The 21339-nt window shown below is 58.3% G+C and carries 16 protein-coding genes and 1 pseudogene; 5 read left to right on the plus strand and 12 right to left on the minus strand.

Annotation, left to right across the window (positions count from 1 at the left end):
• The first annotated feature begins 128 nt into the window (after positions 1–128).
• The 3 genes from MLC70_RS08435 to MLC70_RS08445 all read left to right on the plus strand — a co-directional run bounded on the left by MLC70_RS08435 (position 129) and on the right by MLC70_RS08445 (position 6397).
• The gene (locus MLC70_RS08435; RefSeq protein ID WP_248182983.1) at positions 129–2036 is read left to right on the plus strand and encodes a DUF1302 domain-containing protein; all 1908 of its coding nucleotides are present in this window, start codon (positions 129–131) and stop codon (positions 2034–2036) included.
• Between the two features lie 33 nt (positions 2037–2069).
• A complete protein-coding gene (locus MLC70_RS08440; RefSeq protein ID WP_248182985.1) occupies positions 2070–3431 on the plus strand; it encodes a DUF1329 domain-containing protein in 1362 nt (453 codons plus the stop codon).
• 269 nt (positions 3432–3700) lie between these two features.
• Positions 3701–6397 (plus strand): LuxR C-terminal-related transcriptional regulator, encoded by a 2697-nt coding sequence (locus MLC70_RS08445; protein WP_248182986.1) that lies wholly within the window; start codon positions 3701–3703, stop codon positions 6395–6397.
• Between the two features lie 26 nt (positions 6398–6423).
• Here MLC70_RS08445 and MLC70_RS08450 read toward each other — a convergent pair whose 3' ends face one another.
• From MLC70_RS08450 to pilB, 12 genes are all read right to left on the minus strand, one after another.
• Positions 6424–7359 (minus strand): 1-acylglycerol-3-phosphate O-acyltransferase, YihG family, encoded by a 936-nt coding sequence (locus MLC70_RS08450; RefSeq protein ID WP_248182989.1) that lies wholly within the window; start codon positions 7357–7359, stop codon positions 6424–6426.
• Positions 7360–7383: 24 nt separating this feature from the next.
• Complete coding sequence (locus MLC70_RS08455; RefSeq protein ID WP_248182990.1) at positions 7384–8283, minus strand: glucosaminidase domain-containing protein; 900 nt, start codon at positions 8281–8283, stop codon at positions 7384–7386.
• A 104-nt stretch (positions 8284–8387) separates the two neighbouring features.
• Entirely contained in the window at positions 8388–10607 is a 2220-nt protein-coding gene (locus tag MLC70_RS08460) for a hypothetical protein (protein WP_248182992.1), read from the minus strand.
• A 136-nt stretch (positions 10608–10743) separates the two neighbouring features.
• Positions 10744–11304 (minus strand): YfaZ family outer membrane protein, encoded by a 561-nt coding sequence (locus MLC70_RS08465; protein WP_248182994.1) that lies wholly within the window; start codon positions 11302–11304, stop codon positions 10744–10746.
• A gap of 96 nt (positions 11305–11400) precedes the next feature.
• The gene (yacG, locus tag MLC70_RS08470) at positions 11401–11607 is read right to left on the minus strand and encodes a DNA gyrase inhibitor YacG (RefSeq protein ID WP_248182995.1); all 207 of its coding nucleotides are present in this window, start codon (positions 11605–11607) and stop codon (positions 11401–11403) included.
• Positions 11608–11615: 8 nt separating this feature from the next.
• Entirely contained in the window at positions 11616–13967 is a 2352-nt protein-coding gene (locus MLC70_RS08475; protein WP_248182997.1) for a hybrid sensor histidine kinase/response regulator, read from the minus strand.
• A 49-nt stretch (positions 13968–14016) separates the two neighbouring features.
• Positions 14017–14748 carry a tRNA (N6-threonylcarbamoyladenosine(37)-N6)-methyltransferase TrmO gene (gene tsaA, locus MLC70_RS08480; RefSeq protein WP_248182998.1) on the minus strand — a complete coding sequence of 244 codons (732 nt, stop codon included), beginning with the start codon at positions 14746–14748 and terminating at the stop codon, positions 14017–14019.
• Entirely contained in the window at positions 14745–15734 is a 990-nt protein-coding gene (locus MLC70_RS08485; RefSeq protein WP_248183000.1) for a hypothetical protein, read from the minus strand. Before MLC70_RS08485 ends, tsaA begins: the two co-directional genes overlap by 4 nt.
• A gap of 88 nt (positions 15735–15822) precedes the next feature.
• A complete protein-coding gene (gene coaE, locus MLC70_RS08490; protein ID WP_427902096.1) occupies positions 15823–16464 on the minus strand; it encodes a dephospho-CoA kinase in 642 nt (213 codons plus the stop codon).
• A complete protein-coding gene (locus MLC70_RS08495; protein ID WP_248183001.1) occupies positions 16437–17312 on the minus strand; it encodes a prepilin peptidase in 876 nt (291 codons plus the stop codon). Before MLC70_RS08495 ends, coaE begins: the two co-directional genes overlap by 28 nt.
• A gap of 78 nt (positions 17313–17390) precedes the next feature.
• A complete protein-coding gene (locus tag MLC70_RS08500) occupies positions 17391–18611 on the minus strand; it encodes a type II secretion system F family protein (protein WP_248183002.1) in 1221 nt (406 codons plus the stop codon).
• A 2-nt stretch (positions 18612–18613) separates the two neighbouring features.
• Complete coding sequence (pilB, locus tag MLC70_RS08505) at positions 18614–20326, minus strand: type IV-A pilus assembly ATPase PilB (protein ID WP_248183003.1); 1713 nt, start codon at positions 20324–20326, stop codon at positions 18614–18616.
• Positions 20327–20719: 393 nt separating this feature from the next.
• On the opposite strand from pilB, the pseudogene MLC70_RS18750 reads away from it, so the two are divergent.
• Both MLC70_RS18750 and MLC70_RS08515 read left to right on the plus strand, forming a co-directional pair.
• Positions 20720–20840 (plus strand): annotated as a pseudogene (locus MLC70_RS18750) (prepilin-type N-terminal cleavage/methylation domain-containing protein); the annotation flags it as partial.
• 32 nt (positions 20841–20872) lie between these two features.
• Positions 20873–21208 (plus strand): pilin, encoded by a 336-nt coding sequence (locus MLC70_RS08515; RefSeq protein ID WP_248183084.1) that lies wholly within the window; start codon positions 20873–20875, stop codon positions 21206–21208.
• Positions 21209–21339 lie beyond the last annotated feature (131 nt).

Raw genomic sequence — 21339 nt, forward strand, 5'->3', positions numbered from 1 at the left:
TGATCAAAGCGCCCGAAGGCGTTAGCTATAGTGCCAGTATCACGAGTACTGTGCATGGAGCGCCTCCTGACATCGTGAATACCAACAAGCAGAGCAGCGACTCAAAACAACAATGGAGTAGTCTTCCAATGACAAAAAAAACTCAACACTTGCGACAGTGGAGCAAACTGCCGCTGGCCGTGGCGGTTGCGGCCGGTATGTCCGGGCAGGCAATGGCTTATTCGTTTTACGTGGGGGACGTAGAAGCCCAGTTCAACACCACGCTGTCCTACGGTGCCACCTGGAGAACCCAGGAGCGTGACCGCCGCCTGATTGCTCAAGGCAACCTCGGTCCCCAGTTCGCGCCGGGTCAGCCGTTGGCCAACATTGGTGCTTCCACCAACAACTATGACGACGGCAACCTCAACTTCGACAAAGGTGATCTGGTATCTCACGTTTTCAAGGGCAACAGTGAGCTGTTCCTGAACTACGACGTGAACGGCACCTATTTGACTCGCGTTGGCGGCCTGTTGCGTGGTCGTTACTTCTACGATTTCGAACTGAAAGATGGTGATCGCGCGATTGACGACGTGGGTCAGCAACGTGAGCTGAATGACGACGTCAAAGACAACGCATCCGGCGGTGAAATTCTTGACGCATACGTTTTCTCAGACTGGTACTTCGGTAATGTGCCAGTGAGCCTTCGCTACGGCAAACAGGTCGTGAGCTGGGGTGAGAGCACATTCATCCCGGGTGGCATCAACGTCATCAACCCGATCGACGTGCCGGCTTTCCGTGCCCCGGGTTCGGAACTGAAAGATGCTCTGTTGCCTGTCGAGCTGTTCTACATGTCTGCGGGTCTGACCGAGAACGTGACAATCGAGGCTTTCGTCCAGGCTGATTGGGAGCCCGTTCGCCCGGATGATTGTGGCACCTTCTTCTCAACCAACGACTTTGCCGGCGATGGCTGTGGCCCTGTTCTTCTCGCCGGTCAGCTGCCGGATTCCCAAGCATTTGCGCAAGGGTTCATCGCGCCGCGTCTGGGTGACCAGGACGCTGATTCGAAAGATCAGTTCGGTGTGGCTTTGCGCTGGTATGTTCCAGAACTGAACGATTCGGAGATTGGCTTCTTCTACATCAAGTACAACAGCCGTCTGCCTTACGTGAGTGGTCTGGTAAACAACCCGGCCAGCCCGGTGGGCACGCAGACTAACAATCCGAATGAACCAACTGCCGCGTTCCCGAGCTACTTCATCGAGTACCCGGAGAACATCAACCTGTACGGCATCAGCATCAATACCACGACGCCGGGTGGCTGGTCTCTGGGTGCTGAGTACAGCTTCCGTGACAATGTCCCGCTTCAGTGGAACGCGTTTGAACTGCTGCTCGGCGGTCTTCAGGCCCGGACCGCAGCTGATGGCAACCAGACTCCGTTGAGTCTGTTGGAGCGTCAGCGCGTGGCAGAAGCCGGTGGTGCATCGCTTGCCGGACAACCGGTGGACGGTTTCGATCGCTTCAACGTGTCGCAGGCGCAGTTTACGCTGATCAAGTTCTTCGACCAGGTCATGGGCGCAAGCCGCATGTCTCTGATCACAGAATTCGGGGCAACCTACGTTCATGATCTGCCTGACTACGATGAAGCCCGTTATGGCCGCTCCGGCACCTTCGGTGTGGGTGAAATTCCGCTGGCAGCCCTCGGCGGCGCGGACATTTGTGCCGGTGGTGCAAACATCAACACCAATTACTGCAACAACGAAGGCTTCACCACAGACTTCTCGTGGGGCTATCGCGCGCGTCTGGTCTGGGATTACCTGAACGCCATTGCTGGCATCAACCTGTCTCCGCAGCTGGCATGGAGCCATGACGTCGAAGGTTACAGCCCGCAACCGGGCGGTGCTTTTGGCGAGGACAGAAAAGCTGTTGGCGTATCACTCCAGGGTGTCTACCAGAACAGAATCACCGGTAACATCGGCTACACAAACTTTTTCGGCGGTAAACCGTACAACGAGTTGACCGACCGCGATTTCGTGAGTGCGAGCGTTTCCTACTCATTCTGAACCGGAAAGAATTCGTTTAACGAGGTAATTTAAATGAAACTGAACAAGAAACTACTGGCCTCAGGCGTATTGGCTGCAACTCTGGTTGCCGGCAATGCCTTCGGCGCGGTATCCGCTGAGGAAGCCGCCAAACTGGGCGCGTCCCTGACTCCCGTTGGCGCAGAGAAAGCCGGAAACGGCGGCGAGATCCCGGCCTGGACTGGCGGACTGAAAGAGTCACCAGCCGGCTACAACAACGACGGCATCTATCTGGATCCGTTCGCGGATGATGAGGTCAAGTTCACGATTGATCAGAGCAACGTCGACGAGCACGCAGACAAGCTGTCTGCTGGCCAGGTCGCGATGATCAAGAAGTACGACACCTTCAAGATTCCGGTCTATGAGACTCGCCGCACCGCGACTTACCCTCAGGCCATCATGGATCAGACCGTGGAAAACGCGACGACCTCCGAGCTGGTCGCAGGTGGCAACGGCATCGAGAACTACCAGGAAGGCGTTCCGTTCCCGCTCCCGAAAGAGGGTGTTGAAGTCATCTGGAACCACATCACCCGCTACCGCGGTGGATCCGTTCAGCGAAATGTTGGGCAGGTAACACCGACTGAAAACGGTGCTTACAGCGTGGTGAAATTCCAGGACGAGTTCACCTGGCGCGCCAGCCTTGAAGACTTTGATCCTGCAAAGGATCCCAATGTGTTGTTCTACTTCAAGCAGGCAATCACTGCACCTGCTCGACTCGCAGGCAACGTCCTGCTGGTTCACGACACGCTGAACCAGGTGGCTGAAGCCCGTCGTGCCTGGGTATACAACGCCGGCCAGCGCCGCGTTCGCCGTGCGCCCCAAGTTGCTTATGACGGACCAGGTACCGCAGCGGATGGCATGCGGACTACCGATAACTTCGACCTGTTCAACGGCGCTCCGGACCGTTACAACTGGGAAATCGTTGGCAAGAAAGAGATGTACATCCCGTACAACTCCTACAAACTGGTTGATCGCAGCGTGAGCTACGACGACATCGTCAAAGCCGGTCATATCAATCAGGACCTGGCCCGCTATGAGCTGCACCGTGTCTGGCACGTGCGTGCAACCCTGAAAGACGGTGAGCGTCACGTCTATGGTCAGCGTGACTTCTTCATTGATGAAGATACCTGGCAGGCTGCCGTGATCGATCACTACGATGGCCGTGGTGAGCTGTGGCGCGTTGCCGAAGCACACGCCATGCAGTTCTACGATGTCCAGGTTCCCTGGTATGCCATTGAAACGCTGTATGATCTGCTCTCAGGCCGCTACCTGGCTCTTGGCTTGACCAACGAAGAAAATGATCCGTACACCTTCGGTGTCAGCCGCAGTTCCCGTGACTACACGCCGGCCGCTCTGCGCCGCGCCGGTACACGGTAAGACAGAACGTTTGCCTGAAAACGGCGGGCTTCGGCCCGCCGTTTTTTTTGCCTGCAATAATGTTCTGATACCTCGCCGCTATTTATTTGCCACGGAAATAACCTTCAGCAAGTCAAAGTTTTGCAGCTAACCCCCCCTTTGGTTTAACCTCTGTCTCATACTAAAGGCGTACCCGATGACGGTAGCCGCATAAACATGCATCGAATGCATATTCCGGAAACGATGGGGTATTTCGCGTGCCCCTTTGCCGGTCTTGAACGGGGCGAAGTGTGAAACCATTTGACGATGGCAGTGCCGCCAACGACGAGTTCCAGTCAGTTGCGGCCGGGAGTTATCGTGGTGAACTGGTCAGGGATCTGCTCAAGCAGCGGGTCCGGATTCCGTCTCCACCTTCCGGGGATCTCAAACGACCGGCGCTCACGGCCAGGATTCAGGCTGCGCTTGAACCCGGCGCGGTAGTGTATCTTGAGGGACCCTGTGGCTACGGTAAATCTCATGCCTTGCTATCCGCTTTGCATGCAGCCAGCTGTCCGTCGGAGCGGGTCAAATGGATCGGCTTCACAGTTCAGGACAACGAGCCGTCCCGCCTGCTGACCTTGTTATCCATTGCTCTGAATCCCCAGGCCCCTGCGGATACCTCCCTGATTCACTCATCGGCCAACCTCAGCGAGGCCCTGTCATTGATGCTGGCCAATGAGTATTGGCAGCAGGTTGATCGTAATGGCGTGCTGGTGCTGGATAACCTTGGTGCTCTGAGCCATCCGGTGGTTATTGAGCTACTCGAGCAGTTACTGGTCGAGCTGCCAAAAGGACTGTCGCTGGCGATGGTATCCCGCAAGCCGTTGCCCTTTGAAACCCATAAGTCGGAACTGGAAGGCCGGTTCACTCGTTTCGGACCGGAATCCCTGGAGCTCACCCGCCGGGAAACCTTTGAGTTCTATGACCGTGCTCTGGCCACCAGCCAATTGACCACGGTGGCTGTGGATCATCTTTATTCCATCACTGATGGCTGGGTAACGCCTCTTGCACTGTATCAACGCGAGCTCTCGGCGTTGGCGGAATCACGGGTGCCGATCCAGGAAACCATCAGCGTTGAACGGTTTCTCCGGGACTCTGTGCTTGCCCGTCTGACTCCGCCACAACAACGGTCTTTGCGAATCATGGCAGAGATGGATCTGGTGTCGGACGACCTGTTCGGGTGCCTGACGGATCCTGCCTGCGATCCGGGATTCCGGCCTTCGGTGGCGGCGGAAGCGGGGCTCCCGCTGCGTTCGCTGTCCGGGCGTGGACGCTGGTTTCGTTTCAATCCGTTGCTGCACGAATGGCTGCGAAGTTCTGTTCTTGATGGCGCTTGCGAGCGGGCGCTGGCGGCCAGCCGCTGGTTCAGCCAGCGCGGTCAGCTGCCGGAAGCCCTCCGGTATGCGTTGTTGTCGGAGAACAGTGATGAGGCGGTGCGCATTGCGTCTGAAGGCTCAGAAGCGCTGCTGATCGGACAGGATACGGCGTCGCTTCTGCGCCTGCGCCGCACGCTGCCTATGGGGTTGCTGGAGCAAAGCGCGCGGCTGCGTGTGGTGTACAGCTGGGTCCATGCCATCGGCGGCCAGTTCGGGCAGGCAAGAGCGTTGTTGGACGGCCTTGAGGCGCAGGACAGCGACGCCATGGCGGGCCGCATCAACGCGCTCAAGGCGTTTATCCTGCGGGGTGAAGGTCACGTTGAGGAGGCGCTGGAAGCCGCTGACCTTGCGCTGTCGGCCGAGACACTGTCCACCCAGGGGCAGTTGGTAACGCAAATGGTGCGATCCAGTGCGCTCTGCGCTGCCGGTCGATTTGCCGAAGCCCGTGAGGCGAACCGCGCGACGACCCGTTTGGCGCGGGAAGCCGGAGACATGGGGGCGGAAGTACTGGCGGTATACACCCACGCGCGGATTGAGCTCGGTAAGGGCGCCTTGCGCCATGCAGAGCAACTGCTGCGTACCGGGCTCGATACCATCATGAATGAGACCCTGCGCCCGACCCGGGTCGGCGAGACACGCCTGCAGCTCAATCTGGTACTGGTGCTCTGGCACCAGGGGCGCCAGGCGGAAGCGGATCGACTGCTGGTCTCCTGTGGCCGGCACGCAGAACAGACCCATGACCTGGGCTTGTTGCTGGCCATGGCCTTGCGGGTGCTGATCTGCCGTACTCAAGGGCGACTAGAGGACGCGTTTGTGTGGATCGGCAGGGCAGAGCGCACCATGCATGCCTGGCAGGTGGACGAATCGGCCTATCTGCCTGTTCTGGAGGCGCTGAAAGCCAGTTGCTGGCTGGCGACGGGCAATATCGAGAGCGCAAGCCATGCCATGGAGCGCCTGCAGCCCTACCGGGCCAGCCGTCGGGTACCCGAGTTGATCCCCATGATGCCCGGTTTGCTGGATGCACTGCAGGTGCGTATTGCACTGGCCCGTGGTGATGATGTGAAAGCCGCAGATTCGCTCAGGAGCATCCGGCTCAACAGTGGGCGGGTGACACCGTTTGCGGTAGATCTGCATCTGCGGTTGCTGGAAAGCGTGGTGGTCCTGCGGGAGAAGGGTGTCGGCGCGGCCCAGAAACTGCTGTCCCAGGCGGTCAATGTGGCCGCGCGCGAGCATTTCATCAGCCCTTTCGCAGAGTTGCGAGCAGAAATGAGCGAGCTGATGGAGAAAACCTATCCGCAATTGCCGGAGGGCGAGTTTACCCGCGCGCTGGGGCAGCTTTATGGTTTGTCAGCCGCCAAGGTCAACGCCGTACCGCTGGCCGAGCCTATCAGTGACCGGGAGCAGGGGGTGCTGGAGCTGATCGCCAACGGTTTCTCCAACCAGGAGATTGCCGACCGCCTGCACATCTCTTTGCACACGGTGAAAACCCATGCCCGGCGCATCAACGCCAAGCTGGAGGTGAAATCCCGCACCCAGGCCATCGTTCGGGCGCGGGAGCTGGGGCTTCTGTGAGCGGGTGCCGAGTGTCGGATGTCAGGTTACGCTTCGCTGACCCGACCTACGTTTGCCGGGTTGCCTTCGGTTTCGTTCTTGAGAGCTTCGATCCGCGCGTCTTTTTCCGCCCATAACTGACTGACCCAGCGCTGGAAATCCGTTCTCACCTGGCGGCTGCCCTCATAATCCATGCCCAGGAAACGCTGGGGAATTTCCCGCACCTGAACGTCGATAACGATGCGGCGGGTGCGTCCACACAAAAAATCCCAGAAGCCGGAGTTGCCATCCGGGTACACAATGCTCACATCCAGCATGGTGTGCAGCATCTCACCCATGGCGCCCAGCACGAAGGCCGTGCCACCGGCCCGTGGCTTGAGGAGATGCTTGTACGGAGACTTCTGGCCCGCGTGCTTGGCGGGGGTCAGGCGCGTGCCTTCCATGAAGTTGAAGATGGTGACCGGCGTGTAGCGGAATTTCTCGCAGGCGGCCTGGGTGGCGGCAATGTCTTTGCCCTTGAGCTCAGGCCGGCGGGCGATTTGTTCTTTGGTGTGCCGGTGCATGAACGGAAAATCCAGTGCCCACCAGGCCACGCCGAGAAAAGGCACCCAGATCAGTTCTTTTTTCAGAAAGAATTTCAGCAGGGGAATGCGGCTGTTGAGCACATACTGAATGGCGGGGATATCGGCCCAGCTCTGGTGGTTGCAGGTCACGAAGTACCAGTGCTCCCGGCTCAGATTCTCGGCGCCGCGCACGTCCCAGTCGATCCGGTGAAGCAGATCCAGGAACCGGTTATTGAAGCCGATCCAGATAAACGCGATGGTGTTGAGGGCAACGGTACAAAGCTTGCGAACGGACGTCACCGGGATGATCAGTTTCAGCAGCGCAAACACAATCAGCACCGGAAACAGGATCAGGGTGTTCAGCAGTATCAGCAGCGCCGCCAGTGTGCCTTTCAGCGGCGCAGGTAAAAAGTCTAGCATCGTTGGAAATCCCCCGGTAATGCGTCAATCCGCGGTTTTGTGGTCAGGCATGAGGCTGTTCTCTCGGCTGGCCGAGGCCAACTGCTTCAGCTTTATGCTGGTGCTGCCGTCCACCGAGTCGCTGAACGCCAGGTCAAAGTAGTTGAGGTTGTTGTAGCGGATCATGCTGCGAATCTCTCTTACATAGTCTTCGCCGCGTTCGGAATAGCCGATCAGGCCGGCAGCCAGTGCCGACCCCGACGCCAGCTTGCCGTTGGCCCGTTGTTCCAGACGCACATCCCGTAATACCTGATAGGTCGGGTGGCGGTTCAGGTTCTGGATATAAGCCCGCACCGAGCGATAGGGAGAGGCAAATTTCTCCACTTCGTGGGTGGCCCCCTCGGCACGTCCCAGGGGCACCAGCCCGCAGCCCTTGGAGAAACACCACTGGCCGAACAAGTTGTTGCCCCGGGTGGCGAAACGCGACGTACCCCAGGCGGATTCGTTGGCGGCCTGGGCAAGCACCAGCGACGGTGATATGACATCCAGCCGTTTGCGCAGCAGATCGAACAGCTCGGGGCTTCCGGGTTCTTCGTCAACCCTCAGCCGCTGCGCTTGATTTGCCAGCCAGGTGCGCTCGGTGCTGCTGAGCTGGTCTTTTCGGGAGAGCGCCTCCAGATAATCCCGTTCAATCAGGATGCGGGAATTGGCCAGCACAATGCGGGGATAGAGGAATGAGAAAAAAGCCGCCTTGCGTTCGGTGGCATCCCGGTACTGGTTGAAATCCGGCAGCGCGTCGCCTGCCCAGGAGGGCAGAGGGGGAAGGGACGAGAGAGCGACGTCATCGTCTTCGCCCGGGACGGGATCCGGTGTGTGAATACTGCCCCAGATGACCGCAGCCACCAGAGGAAGAACCAGCAAAAGCGCCCGGAGTCCAGCAGACATAAAACCTCGCGATAGATTCGACATACCTCGAATTATAACAGGTTATACGCCGGTTTTACGCCAGGTTGAGACGGGCGTCGGGTTACGCTGCGCTAACCCGACAATCAGTCCGGAAGGCGGGTGGCGATCAACAAACCGAGGCTCTGCTCGCCGGCGGCGCTGTCTCGTAATTGCAGGAAAAACTGGTCCTGGTCGGCAGTCACAAAGCCTTCCAGCGTGAGATCCCCCGCCGCAAAGGTCACCTGGCCGCCCATACCCGCAGTGTAGGCGAGCGCTACATTGTCTCCGTCATCCAGCACCGGCGTGGAGACACTCTCCGTTGCTACGGAATGCACAATGTCGATGGTGCGTTGCGCCAGGGTTGCGTCGCTGGACGAGTTGATGGTGAGCAGGGCATTGTCAAAATGGCGGAGCCGGTTCTCGCCGAAAGCCAGCCCCATGCTGAATCCCTGAAGCCGAAAGCGTCCGGATGCGGGCGCGCTGGCGGCCTGCTCGGCAGCCACCAGCATGCCGTCGCCGGTCACGCCGTTGTCCAGATTGAACGCCAGGAGCGAGCCATCCGGGTTACTGGCGCCTGCACCCAGCTGCGGGGTGCCGAATTGACCGGCGGAATTGCTGATGTCCAGGTTGAGCCGGCCAATCTCCCGGTCTCCGACGCTGAGTCTTGAGGGCCGGGTACTGATGGTCCGGTTTCCATCGCGAATGCCAGCCACCGGACCGCTCACGGTGCCGTCACTGGCCCGCGCAATGGTGAGGGTGGGCATGACCTGCGCCACCGTGTTGCCACTGATACCCCATGTCCCTGCGCCGGATTCAACCTGTATGGGTTCGCTGCCCTCGCTGAAACGGCTGGCGAGGTACACCACGTTGTAGTCTTTGCCATTCAATGACTCGAGGCTGAACCCCTGATCCCGCAGGAGATTGACCTCAAGCACCGAAACGTAATGATCTTCCAGGGTGCGGCGGCGTTTCAGTTCACCGGCGCTGGATTCCAGCTCAATGGCTTTGCCGGCACTGAAGTAGCCGCTCAACACCCGGTCCGGAGCGTCGTTGTCGCCACCGGTGGCGCTGACAAAGGCATCCAGATAGTAGGGGTTTCGGGTCCAGCCGATGATTTCGGAACTGCCTTCGCCGGTAATGCTCTGGTATAACGCGCGCCCGGCCAGCAGGCGAGTTTCGTCCACGAGCGTGGCTGCGCCCGGTGAGGACGCGTGGGTGTTGAGATCCCACTGGTCGGAGCCGCGTTCGAAGAAGTTATTGCCGACCTGATGGATGAGTGCCTCGCGATCGTAGGGAATGTCGTTGGCCAGAGACGTCACCCGAATGTTGAAAGCGTCGAAACTCGTTAGCGTCAGGGCCGGGTAGACGTAGCCGGTGCCGTTGTTGTCGGTCACGCTTTCTTCCTGGGCGGTGCGAACACCCCACTGGCCGGAACCGGCAATACTGGGTTCCCGGAATGTCTGGCCCAGCTCCATGCCCACGAACACCGAATTGTAATCGGCGGAGCTGGCACTGATCCGCCCGGAAGACTGCTCATCCAGCAGCGCATACTCTGCCATGCTGGCGACGTAGCCGGCGAAATCGCCACGATTGCCCAGCAGATCCAGCGCTTCACCGAGATCCCGGTCGTCCGGAATGTCAATTTCGAAATCGTGTACCTGATCAGTCAGGGTGGACCACACATACTTGTTCAGGCACAGCTCGCCGCTGGCGTCGTCCACGCAGTCCAGAATCACGCGGAACTGGGTGTTGGAATAGCCAGCCAGGGTGTTGGTCACCAGGTACTCGGAGAACGGATTTACCTTCACGTCCCGATCCGAATCCGCCGCCAGGGCCCGCATGCGGGTGTTGCCGTAAACCGCCTCGATGATGACATCCGGCGCCAGAGGCAGGCCGTCTTCAAATGCTATGACCTCGCGGCCATTATCCTCGGTGCGCCGGGATATATTCACAGAGCCCAGAGGGCGCAGACTGGGGTCGGTGCGATACACCTCGAGCCGGTCCGGCGCCACGATACGCAGGTTCCGACGGGTGGGCTCGCCGTTTGGTGCCACCGCTGCGGGCACCTCCACGGTGACACGGACCTCGTTCTGCGCCAGTCCGTTGGTGTTGTTGGAATCACCGGTGCTGCCGGAGCTGAAATCATCCAATGCATTCTTGGCCGGCGGGAAACTGTTGCCCCGGGATCCCGCTTCGTCTGTCGCGCTGCTGCCCCCGCATGCGCTGAGTAGGGCGGCGGTCAGGATCAGCGTCAGCAGGCGAAGCCCGGGACGTCCGAGCAGGTGAGGGGATTCGTGATGACCAGAGAAAGCGTGCGAAACCATGCCAGTGATAGTCCATTCCCGAAACATGAGCGGGCAGTCTAGCAAGGGCGCCGGTTGCAAAGAGTGAGGCAGGGCACGAAACGAAAACGGGCGCCCGATGGGGCGCCCGCTGACTCAATCGAAGGAACAGTCAGGTTCAGAAGAAGATCTTCATGCCTGCCATCACGCCTTCGTCCAGATTCACGTCGCCGCGCAGCGGGGAATCCAGATCGGTGTTCAGGTACCGGTATCCGGCGAACACTTCGGCGTTGCGAATCACGCGGTAGCTGGCGCGCAGCTCCAGGCTGGTCATGTCCTCGGAGTCACCGAACGACAGGATGCTCGGCGCATAGTGCAGGCCACCGGTCACAGACAGGCCAGGCACGTCGGGAATGTTGACGGTCGCGAAACCACCGAGGGCCACGGCGCCGCCGTCCAGATCGTCATCGTCCCAGCCGATGGCACGCAGGCCGATGCCGGCGGTGGTGGGCAGATTGCCCAGTGCGGTGCGGCCCTGGGCGTGGAAATCCACGTTGCCGATGTGGCGGCTGCCCTCATGGTAGGTGTAGCCGGTACCCAACTGCAGGTCGGAGTTCACGCCGAAGAAGTTCACCTGGCCCTTCACGGAATCGTTGGTGAGGCTCAGGTCGAGATCAGCTGCCATGGCCGGTGCAGCGGCCAGAGACAGGGCAAGAACGGACATACGGGTCAATTTCATTCTTCTACCTTTTATGGGTCAGTGAATTCGTAAAATGGTACCGAGCTGACGCGGGAGGCTCAACTTAAAACGGGGTAAGGGCTTGTTAATAAGGCTTTAGTGACGGGTGTTTCCGTCCTGGGAGTCAATGGCGTCGAGCTGGTCAAGATCGTCCGGTGACACATTCTGGGCCGGCACCCGGTATTCTTCGTTGGCCCAGGCACCCAGGTCGATCAGTTTACAGCGTTCGCAGCAAAACGGGCGAAAGGGATTTTTTTCGCTCCATTCCACGGATTTTTTGCAGTTGGGGCACTCTACGTTCATAACAACCTTCAGGATGGTGTGGACATACTGCAGTATTGTTCCAGTACTGCCCGCAACATTTCAATATTGACAGGCTTGGCAACAAAGGAATCCATACCGGCCACGCGGCATTTTTCCTCGTCCTCTTCCATGGCGCTGGCGGTCAGAGCTACCACCGGTACCCGGCTACGGCTTTTCTCGCTTTCCCACTGGCGCAACCGGCGGGTGGCTTCAAACCCGTCTACCCGCGGCATCACGCAATCCATGAACACCAGGTCGAATGGGTGCCATTGCCACAAACTGGCGGCCGCCTCACCGTCGTTGGCGGTCATCACATCGCAACCCAGTTTTTCCAGCAGGCGCCGGGTCAGGGTGCGGTTGACCGGATTGTCTTCCACCAGCAGCACCCGCATGCGGCCGCAGGGCAGCTCGCGACGGCGGGAGGTGTCACTGACCGCCTGCAGGGAGAAGCGGGTCAGGAAACGCCGGTCACCGGCAGCGCGGTCAGCAAACAGCTGATGCAGAATGGGGGTCAGGCAGGATTCCCGCAGTGATTTGCTCAGGAACGCGTCGGCACCGGCCTGGCGGAAATGCTCGGCATCGCCCCGCTGGGGGTTGGATGACAACACCAGCAGGCGGGTGTCGGTCCACTGCGGGTTACTGCGGATCTGGCGGCACAGCAGATCGCTGTCCATATCCGGTACAAAACCGTCCAGCACAATCGCGTCGTAGGGTTGCTGGTTATCGGAAGCCAGCCGCACGGAGGTCAGGGCCTCACCGGCGGCCTTCACGGCCTCGATCTGCAATTCAAAGCGGGACAGCATTTCCAGGGTAATCTTGCGGGACAGCTCATAGGAGTCCACCACCAGAATGCGCTTGCCACGGATCATGCGGGTATCAGGACGGACGCGGGTGGTGCTCTCCGGCGCCACCGGCAGCGACACCTCCACCCAGAAGGTGGAGCCTTCGCCGGGCCGGCTTTCCAGGTCCAGGGAGCCGTCCATCAGTTTGACCAGCTGGCGGCAGATGGTCAGACCCAGGCCGGCACCGGGGAGCTGGCGCTGGAAGCTCTGGCCCAGTTGCACGTAGGGCTCGTACACCAGCGGAGTGTCTTCCGGGTTGATGCCGACCCCGGTGTCTTCCACCGCCAGGCGCAGGCGTACCCGGTTGTCCTTGCGGCCCAGCACTTCAATGCTGATCAGCACATGGCCAGAATCGGTAAACTTGATGGCGTTGGAGGTCAGATTCAGCAGGATCTGGCGCAGGCGCACAGGGTCCCCACGAAGCGCCCAGGGCAGGTTTTCATCCACCCGCAGTTCCAGCGCCAGCCCTTTTTCCCGCGCGCGGGTACCCAGCATGTGCACCAGATCGTTCAGGGTTTCCCGCAGGTCGAAGGGCAGGTCGTCCAGCACAAGTTTGCCGGCCTCCATGCTGGAGATGTCCAGCAGGTCGTTGATGATGGCGGACAGGCTCTCGGACGCGCTCAGCAGAGTTTGTACGAACTCCCGCTGTTCCTGATCCAGCGGTGTGTCGCTCAAGAGGGTGGCGTAGCCCAGCACCGACTGCAGCGGTATGCGCAATTCGTGGCTGACGTTGGCCAGAAACTGGTTCTTGGCGTGGTTGGCGCGCACCGCCTCATCACGCTCGCCCTGGGATTGCAGAGTGGTCTGGCGCAGGGAACGGGTGTCCTCCAGCAGTTGCAGGCGCATGGTATTCAGGGCCTGCTCAAGCTCACTCAGCTCATCGGCGGACCGGGGAGCCTTGCGGCGCAGTTTCAGCGGCTCGATGAGGGCGTCCAGATTCAGGCGGGCGGCGTAATCCGCCATGGTTTCCAGATGTCGTGACAGGGTCAGTCGCACGATCAGCAGTAGCCCCAGGGTGCCCAGCGTAACGATCAGGGACTGGAACAGCAGGGTAAACAGAGCCCGGTCCATGAGCTCGTCGTGCACCTGCTCAACAGAAGAGGTCACGGTCAGCGTGCCGAGGTTGCGGGGGCCGGTGTACTGGGGGCGGTTGAGGATCAGCGGGAACGACTGGGAAATCACCCGCCCCTCGGGATAGGTGCCGGTGCTAAACGCCTCACCGTTGGAGGTGACCACCCGGGCGTGCTGGATCACGGGCATGGCGCGCATGTCGTCCAGGCTGTTGGCTACCTCGCTGAAGTTCATCAGCCAGATGTTGTTGCTCATCGAGCCTGAAATCAGTTCTGCGGCCCGCTGCTGGGTGTAGCGCAGATCTTCGGTACGTCGATCGTATTCGCCGATCATCTGCAGGCCGGTTGCTGCCAACGAAAGTACGACACTGAACAGCAACACGTAGACCAGCAACCGAGCTGCCAGTGGCCGTACACCTATTCGTTTGAATAACCGGATCAAAGGCAAGACACGCATTCCCTGTGACTGATGAACATTTGTCCAAACAGTCGCCAGTTTAACAGACAGTTAGCACTTCGACACGTTCTCCGGCGTTGTCATAAACAAAGCGGAAACGCACGTTCAGATCATACAGGTGCGCCCCGTAAACGCGATCTTCGTCCCGCCCCCGGCGGAACGAGGGGCGGGGGTCGTAGCTGACCACATCCTCGATCAGCTCCCGTAATTGCGGATAGCGATCCGCCGGCAGGTTCTGCAGCTGGGTTGTGGCCTCATCGAGAAACACCACCGCAATGCGGTCGGTGGGGGGCGTGTCCGCCCAGCCCAGAGTGGCCTCAGGGACTGAGTCGGAGAACGGCAGGTAGGGTTTGATGTCAAGAATCGGGGTGCCGTCGATCAGATCGTGATCGCTGATTTGCAGTACCAGCTGGCCGTTTCTGCGGCACAGGCCCTCATTGCGCACCACCGACAACCCCAGGCTGTTGGGGCGGAACGGCGAGCGGCTGGCAAAAACTCCCATTTTGCGATTGCCGCCGAGCCGCGGCGGGCGCACGACCGGCCGCCAGTCCTCGCGTACCGCCTCATGAAACTGAAAGGTCACCCACAGATGGCTGGCGGTTTCCAGTCCGCGGAAAGCCTCTTCGCGATCAAAGGGCGCCTCAATCACCAGGTCTGCGCGGGCAAACCGGGTCAGTCCCGGCTGCCGGGGCACGCCGAATTTGTCGCTGAAACAGGAGCGGGTGTAGGCGATAGGCGTCAGGGTCAGGGCGTTTTGCGGGGTGTAGGTCATCGTCGGTCAATTTGGCCAGAGAAAAACAATTCGATTCGCAGAATCAGAGAAGCCCGATCCTTGAAGCTCTCGTCGCGGGGGAATTCCAGTGCCGGAATGATCTCGCCGAACAACCAGTCACTGTGCAACCGGTAACGATAGGTCAGGTCGGCAAAGATCGAGGTTTGTCGCCAGGTGGGCTGGCTTTCGCCAAGGATACCGAAGCGGGGGTTCAGCGTAGAGCGGTTGTTCAGGCGCTTGTAGAAATTGAAGGTTTGCGCCATGTCGAACATGCGGTCGTCATGGACCCATTCCAGCTCGCTGGCGGACAGAAAATCCCAGCCATTGCCGAGATCGCGGCCGACCGCTATCGAACTGCGGGCACCCCAGCCATCCTGGTGGAAATAATAAAGCCGTTGTTGGGCTTTCAGACCCCAATCTTCATCCAGTTGCCAGCGCTTGTCTGCCGTGGCGCGCCAGAAGGCGTCGGTGGGGAATCTCAGCCGCACACCCACGTCGTTACTGAGGTTGATGGCGTCGCCCACCTCCGACAGGTAGCGCAGGGCCCCGGTGGCCTCGGTTTCCGAGCGCTCATCTTCGGTGAGCGCTCGGTCACGGCGCCGTTCCGAGAGGGGAATAAGCTCGTCGCTCTCACTCTCGATCACCAGCCGCAGCTTTTCTTCCACGGTGGGTACGTCCAGCCGGAAACGGGCCTCCGGCTCGAACTGGGCCGGGTCGCCGTATTCGGACTCGGTCGCAAAGCCCAGCCTCAGGTAGCTCTGGTTGTTGGGCAGCCCGGCGTCTTCCCCGGAAAAGGTGCGATCCGCCCATTCGCCGAGGGCCTGGATGCGCTCGCTCTGGGTGCGCTCCTGGCGCAGTACCCAGTTACTGAAATTCATCCAGTAGGAATCCCTGGGCTCAAGCCAGTACTCGTCGGGGGAGAAGTTGTAGAAATCCGGGGGCAGCGATGCGGGGGAAAGCACATCGCCAACGGCGGGGTCTTGCACAACAAACACCGGCTCAGCGGCGTTAACCTTGGCCGTGGCCAACAAACAGCCCATTCCGAGGACAGCCCATGTTCGCTTTATTAAAGGCTTACCCAAAGGCCACCTTAAACTGTGTGTGTAGCTCACTGACCTGACGTTCCACGTCGCTTATCAGCTTCGTATTATCAACCACTTCGTCCGCTTTGTGCAGGCGTTTTTCGCGGGGCATCTGGGCGGCAATGATCCGCTCCACCTGATCCCGGGGATTGGCGTCGCGCGCCATGGTGCGTTCAATCTGAACCTCCACGGGCACGTCGACCACAATCACCTTGTCCACCAGTTCATGCTGGTCGGTTTCCAGCAGCAAGGGCGACACCAGTAGCACGTAGGGCAGGGTGTAGGCTGGATCTGCATCCCGGGAATGCAGCTGGCGAATCAGCTCATCACGGATCACCGGGTGCAGCAGCGCTTCCAGCCACGCCCTCTCTTCTGTGTGCTCGAAGACGACCGTGCGCAGCCGCGCGCGGTCCAGATGGCCGTCCTGCAGAAGGATGTCTGGCCCGAAATGCTCAGCAATGTGGGCAAGCGCCGGGGTGCCCGGCTCAACCACTTCCCGCGCGACGATGTCCGCATCCACCCAGTGCACCCCAAGATCCCCGAACAGCCGCGCCACTGTGGACTTGCCAGAGCCAATGCCGCCGGTCAAACCGATCACTACCACCGTCAAACCCCCAGGAACCCGAACCACCATGCCTGAATGTCGGCACCAAACCACAAGGACAACAAACCGGCCGCCGCCAGATAGGGCCCGAAAGGAATCGGTACCTCACGTCCCCGATTACGGAACACAATCAGGCAAATTCCTACCACGGCGCCCACCACCGATGACAGCAGAATCACCGCCGGCAGCAACTGCCAGCCCAGCCAGGCGCCCAGCGCCGCCAGCAACTTGAAATCCCCGTGGCCCATGCCTTCTTTACCGGTCACCAGCTTGAACAGCCAGTACACCGACCACAGCGACAGATAACCGGCCACCGCGCCCCAGAACGCACTGTGAAAGTCCGTCAGCACGCCGAAATAGTTCAGCACCAGGCCCAGCCACATCAGTGGCAGCGTGATGCTGTCTGGCAGCAGCTGGGTATCGAAATCGATCATCGTCAGCGCAACCAGCGACCACACCAGCAGCAACGCCCACAACGCCGCTTCCGTCGGCCCCAGAATGGCCAGGGTAATCACGGAGAATGCTGCCGTGATCGCCTCAATCATCGGATAGCGCGGTGAGATCCGCGTTTTGCAGGCGGAGCACTGACCCCGCAACAACAGATAACTGATGACCGGAATGTTCTCCCAGGCGCGGATGCGGTGGCCGCACGCCGGGCAAGTGGAAGCCGGCGAGGAGAGGGTGATGGGTGTATCCGGCTTGCGCTGGCCCTCCGGTAACTCCAGAAACTCCTCACACTGGCAGCGCCAGTCCTGCTGCATCATCTTTGGTAAGCGCAGGATCACCACGTTGAGGAAACTGCCGATGCAGAGGGACAGGAAGATGACAGTGAAGTAGAGGAGCCAGGGTGTGGATAGCAGAGCATCAAGGAATTGCATGGATTGTCCGGACAAGCGAAAAATGAAGGGAGGGTGGGTCGGGTTAGTGGAGCGTAACCCGACACCACGGGTAAAACATTAGCCCACGACCTGACCCATTTGGAAGATCGGAAGGTACATGGCGATGATCAGACCACCCACAAGCACACCGAGAACCGCCATAATCATGGGTTCCATCAGTGCGGTGAGATTGTCTACCATGTCGTCAACCACTGCTTCGTAATGTTCAGCCACTTTTTCGAGCATCCCATCGAGATTTCCTGATTCCTCGCCAATGGCGGTCAATTGCACCGCCATAACCGGAAAGATGTCGGCTTGACGCATTGATGCTTGTAACTGCGTACCGCTGGACACGTCGGCCTTGATTCTCTGTATGGCATCACGATACACCGCATTACCTGTCGCACCGGCAACGGAGTCGAGGGCATCAACAAGGGGAACACCCGCAGCGAACGTTGTGGAGAGAACTCTACCAAATTTTGCCACGGCGGACTTATCCAGAATTTCGCCGACAATCGGGATTTTCAGATTTACCCGGTCCATGGCATCAGAAAATTTCTGCGAGCGTTGTCTCGCTTTTTTAAACGCGAATATCGAGCCCACAATGATCAGTAATACCACGAACCACCACTGCTGCATCCACTCAGATAAATGCACCACCATCTGCGTAAACACCGGGAGGTCCGCGCCAAACCCTTGAAATAAAGACTCGAATTGGGGAACAACTTTAACAAGCAGTATTGCTGTCACCACAATTGCAACCACAACAACTGCAATTGGATAGGTCATTGCTTTCTTAACTTTTTTCTTGAGAATTTCTGTTTTTTCAAGGTAGGTGGCAATGCGGTCAAGCATCGTCTCCAAAGCGCCTGCTTTTTCGCCAGAATCAACGAGATTACAGTACAGATCGTCGAAGTGCTTGGGGTGTTTTCGAAGAGCACCGGCGAAACTTGTGCCAGACGAAATATCGTTGCGAACGCTCATGACGAGTTCTTGCAAACCCTTATTATCGAGGCCATCTGCAACGATGTCGAAGCTCTGAACAAGAGGCACGCCTGCCTTCATCATTGTCGCGAGTTGGCGAGTCAGCATGGCAATGTCGAATGGGGTGACCTTTTTGCTGCCGCCGAACAAAGGTTTGGCTTTTTTCTTGACCTTGTCAGGAACAATCCCCTGCTTGCGCAGCTGCGCCTTGACCAATGCGATGTTTGATCCCGCCAATTCACCCTTTGACTTGTTGCCCCTGCGATCTTTGCCTTCCCAAACGTACGCTTCAATCTTCTGTGCTTTTTCTGCCATGCCTAGTCCTTCGTCACGCGATTGGCTTCCTCAAGACTGGTTACACCTTCAATGACTTTTCTGAGGGCGGATTGTCTGAGATTCCGGAAGCCGTTTGCCTGCGCCTGTTTTGCAATTTGAATGGAGCTGGCTTCTTCCATAATCATGTTCGCCAGTTCGTCGTTGATCTTGACCACTTCGTAAATACCGACGCGACCCTTGTATCCTCCATTGCATTTATCACAGCCCTTCGGGCGGTACAACGTGAAGCCTGTATCAATTTGTTCCGGTGTGAACCCCTCCTCCAAAAGGATATCTCTTGGCACATTCAAAGGCTCTTTACAGGAACAAAGGCGTCTTCCCAGGCGTTGGGCAATGATCAGGCTGACGGAGGTCGCAATGTTGAATGCTGGAACCCCCATGTTCATCATTCGTGTGAGAGTTTCCGCAGCGCTATTGGTATGCAATGTAGAGAGAACCATGTGGCCGGTCTGTGCGGCCTTAATGGCAATGTTGGCCGTCTCCAGGTCGCGGATCTCGCCTACCATGATTACGTCCGGATCCTGCCGAAGGAACGCCCGCAGTGCCTCGGCAAAGCCCAGGCCGACTTTCGTGTTCACGTTGACCTGATTGATACCCTCAAGGTTGATTTCGGCCGGATCCTCCGCCGTGGAGATATTAATCTCAGCAGTATTGAGGATGTTCAGGCCGGTGTACAGCGACACGGTTTTACCGGAACCCGTAGGGCCGGTTACCAGAATCATACCCTGCGGTTGCTTGAGTGCGTCCAGATAGAGCTGTTTCTGGTCTTCCTCATACCCCAGCGCATCAATACCCATTTTTGCCTGGCTGGGGTCGAGGATCCGCAGAACAATTTTTTCGCCCCAAAGCGTTGGCAAGGTATTGACCCGAAAGTCGATGGCCTTGGTCTTGGACAGCTTCATTTTGATACGGCCGTCCTGTGGAACGCGCCGCTCTGAAATGTCCAGCTGTGCCATGATTTTCAATCGTGCAGATATTTTCGGAGCCAGCTTAATGGACGGTCGAGAAATCTCCTTTAGCATGCCGTCGGTGCGGTAACGCACGCGAAACACTTTTTCATAGGGCTCAAAGTGAACATCCGAAGCACCTCCGCGAATCGCGTCCAACAGCATTTTGTTGACGTATTTTACGATCGGCGCGTCGTCCACCTCTGTGAGCGCGACAACTCTGTCTTCCTCATGGTCGCCGCCCTCGGTTTCAACGCCCTCAAGGTCTGCGTCATCTAGGTTTCCCATCGAGGTGTCATGGGAGTCCAGATATCTGTCAATAGTCTCCCGTAGTTTGGCGTCATCTACCAGCACTGCGTCTGTACTCAGCCCGGTATTGAACTTTATTTCGTCCAGAGCCTTGATGTTGGTCGGGTCAGACACAGCGACAAAGAGCCGGTTACCGCGCCTATATAGTGGAAGGACGTTGTGTTTACGTACCAGCTTCTCGTCAACAATCTTTTCCGGAAGCATTTCCGGTAAGAATGCGGTCAGGTCCAGCACAGACATTCCGAATTCCATCGCGGCCGCAAAGGCAAGTCCGCGGCTGTCTGCAAGCTTGTTCTGCACCAGGTATGTTATTAACGGTACGCGGTTTTCAGACGCCTGAATGAACGCTTCTTTGGCAATTGCCTCATCGAGCAAGCCGTCTTCCACGAACCGACGCGCAAGACCTGTAAGGGTGACGTTGCTTTTGTTAGTAGCCATAAAGAGTATAAAGAATGCTGCCTAAGTTGCTGATAATCTGCCCAGAGTAATAGCTTGAGAGTTTAGATGGCCGGGCGCAGTTTGGAAAGTCACGAACTGTAAAGCCTGGTGTCGTGGCAAAAATTGCGTCGCGCCTCTCCCGCTCAGGCTCAATAGTGACAAAATATGTCACACATTGACGTCAGTTGACATTTTTTCACGTTTCGAGTGCTCGTGCCCATCTATTCGAAAAGTCGCGCTCGCGCCAGTGGGAGGGTGTTTCAAGCTGAGCGGGACAAGTTGGCACACAGGATGCTTGTTTTGAACGAGGCTCCTTCCGGTTGTGGGTCATAACCTAGCCGGCCCCGAAGCCATGTCGAGTTTGAACACAATGACAAACCTAGAGGTCGAATAATGAAAAACATCCAAATCAATCACGCCCAGAAGGGTTTCACTCTTATCGAACTGATGATTGTTGTTGCAATCATCGGCATTTTGGCTGCGATCGCTATCCCTGCGTACCAAGACTACACGACGAGAGCAAGACTTTCGGAGCTCCCAACACTTATCTCTGGTTCCAAGGCTGACCTCTACGATCGAGTGACTTCCAATGGTGCTTGGCCTGCAGATGCTGCAGGTGAAATTATAGCTGATAAGTTGGTGATCTCTGCCTTGGTCGCAGACGCAGATGCAGTTGATTACACTGCCGGAGCGACAATCGACGACCCTGCCACAATCGCAATCACACTCTCCGGAACGGGCAACACGGGGCTGGACGGGGACGTCGTGACCTTCTCGTTTGATGTCGACCAGAATGGCCTGCAAGTAACATGCGACAACAATTCTGACGCTGAAGAAGATAACTTGCTGCCGGCTGTATGCCGCGACAATGCTGACGCATAAGACCGAGAGCAGAAGAGCTTTAGGTGCTGTGCCAAGCCCCGATACTCGGGTATCGGGGCTTTCATATTTTCAAAAACGACCAATTTGATGGCTTTTGCGTATGGTAATGGCTGAAAATGTCAACCTCTCGT

The sequence above is a fragment of the Marinobacter goseongensis genome (genome assembly GCF_023156235.1).
Lineage (GTDB): Bacteria > Pseudomonadota > Gammaproteobacteria > Pseudomonadales > Oleiphilaceae > Marinobacter > Marinobacter goseongensis.

What these genes read in the sequence shown, in the direction of transcription:
- MLC70_RS08435 (WP_248182983.1), top strand. Translation starts at nt 129, where the DNA reads ATGACAAAAAAAACTCAACACTTGCGACAGTGGAGCAAACTGCCGCTG.
- MLC70_RS08440 (WP_248182985.1), top strand. Translation starts at nt 2,070, where the DNA reads ATGAAACTGAACAAGAAACTACTGGCCTCAGGCGTATTGGCTGCAACT.
- MLC70_RS08450 (WP_248182989.1), bottom strand. Translation starts at nt 7,359, where the DNA reads ATGCTAGACTTTTTACCTGCGCCGCTGAAAGGCACACTGGCGGCGCTG.
- MLC70_RS08455 (WP_248182990.1), bottom strand. Translation starts at nt 8,283, where the DNA reads ATGTCTGCTGGACTCCGGGCGCTTTTGCTGGTTCTTCCTCTGGTGGCT.
- MLC70_RS08460 (WP_248182992.1), bottom strand. Translation starts at nt 10,607, where the DNA reads ATGGTTTCGCACGCTTTCTCTGGTCATCACGAATCCCCTCACCTGCTC.
- MLC70_RS08465 (WP_248182994.1), bottom strand. Translation starts at nt 11,304, where the DNA reads ATGAAATTGACCCGTATGTCCGTTCTTGCCCTGTCTCTGGCCGCTGCA.
- yacG (WP_248182995.1), bottom strand. Translation starts at nt 11,607, where the DNA reads ATGAACGTAGAGTGCCCCAACTGCAAAAAATCCGTGGAATGGAGCGAA.
- tsaA (WP_248182998.1), bottom strand. Translation starts at nt 14,748, where the DNA reads ATGACCTACACCCCGCAAAACGCCCTGACCCTGACGCCTATCGCCTAC.
- coaE (WP_427902096.1), bottom strand. Translation starts at nt 16,464, where the DNA reads ATGGTGGTTCGGGTTCCTGGGGGTTTGACGGTGGTAGTGATCGGTTTG.
- MLC70_RS08495 (WP_248183001.1), bottom strand. Translation starts at nt 17,312, where the DNA reads ATGCAATTCCTTGATGCTCTGCTATCCACACCCTGGCTCCTCTACTTC.
- MLC70_RS08500 (WP_248183002.1), bottom strand. Translation starts at nt 18,611, where the DNA reads ATGGCAGAAAAAGCACAGAAGATTGAAGCGTACGTTTGGGAAGGCAAA.
- pilB (WP_248183003.1), bottom strand. Translation starts at nt 20,326, where the DNA reads ATGGCTACTAACAAAAGCAACGTCACCCTTACAGGTCTTGCGCGTCGG.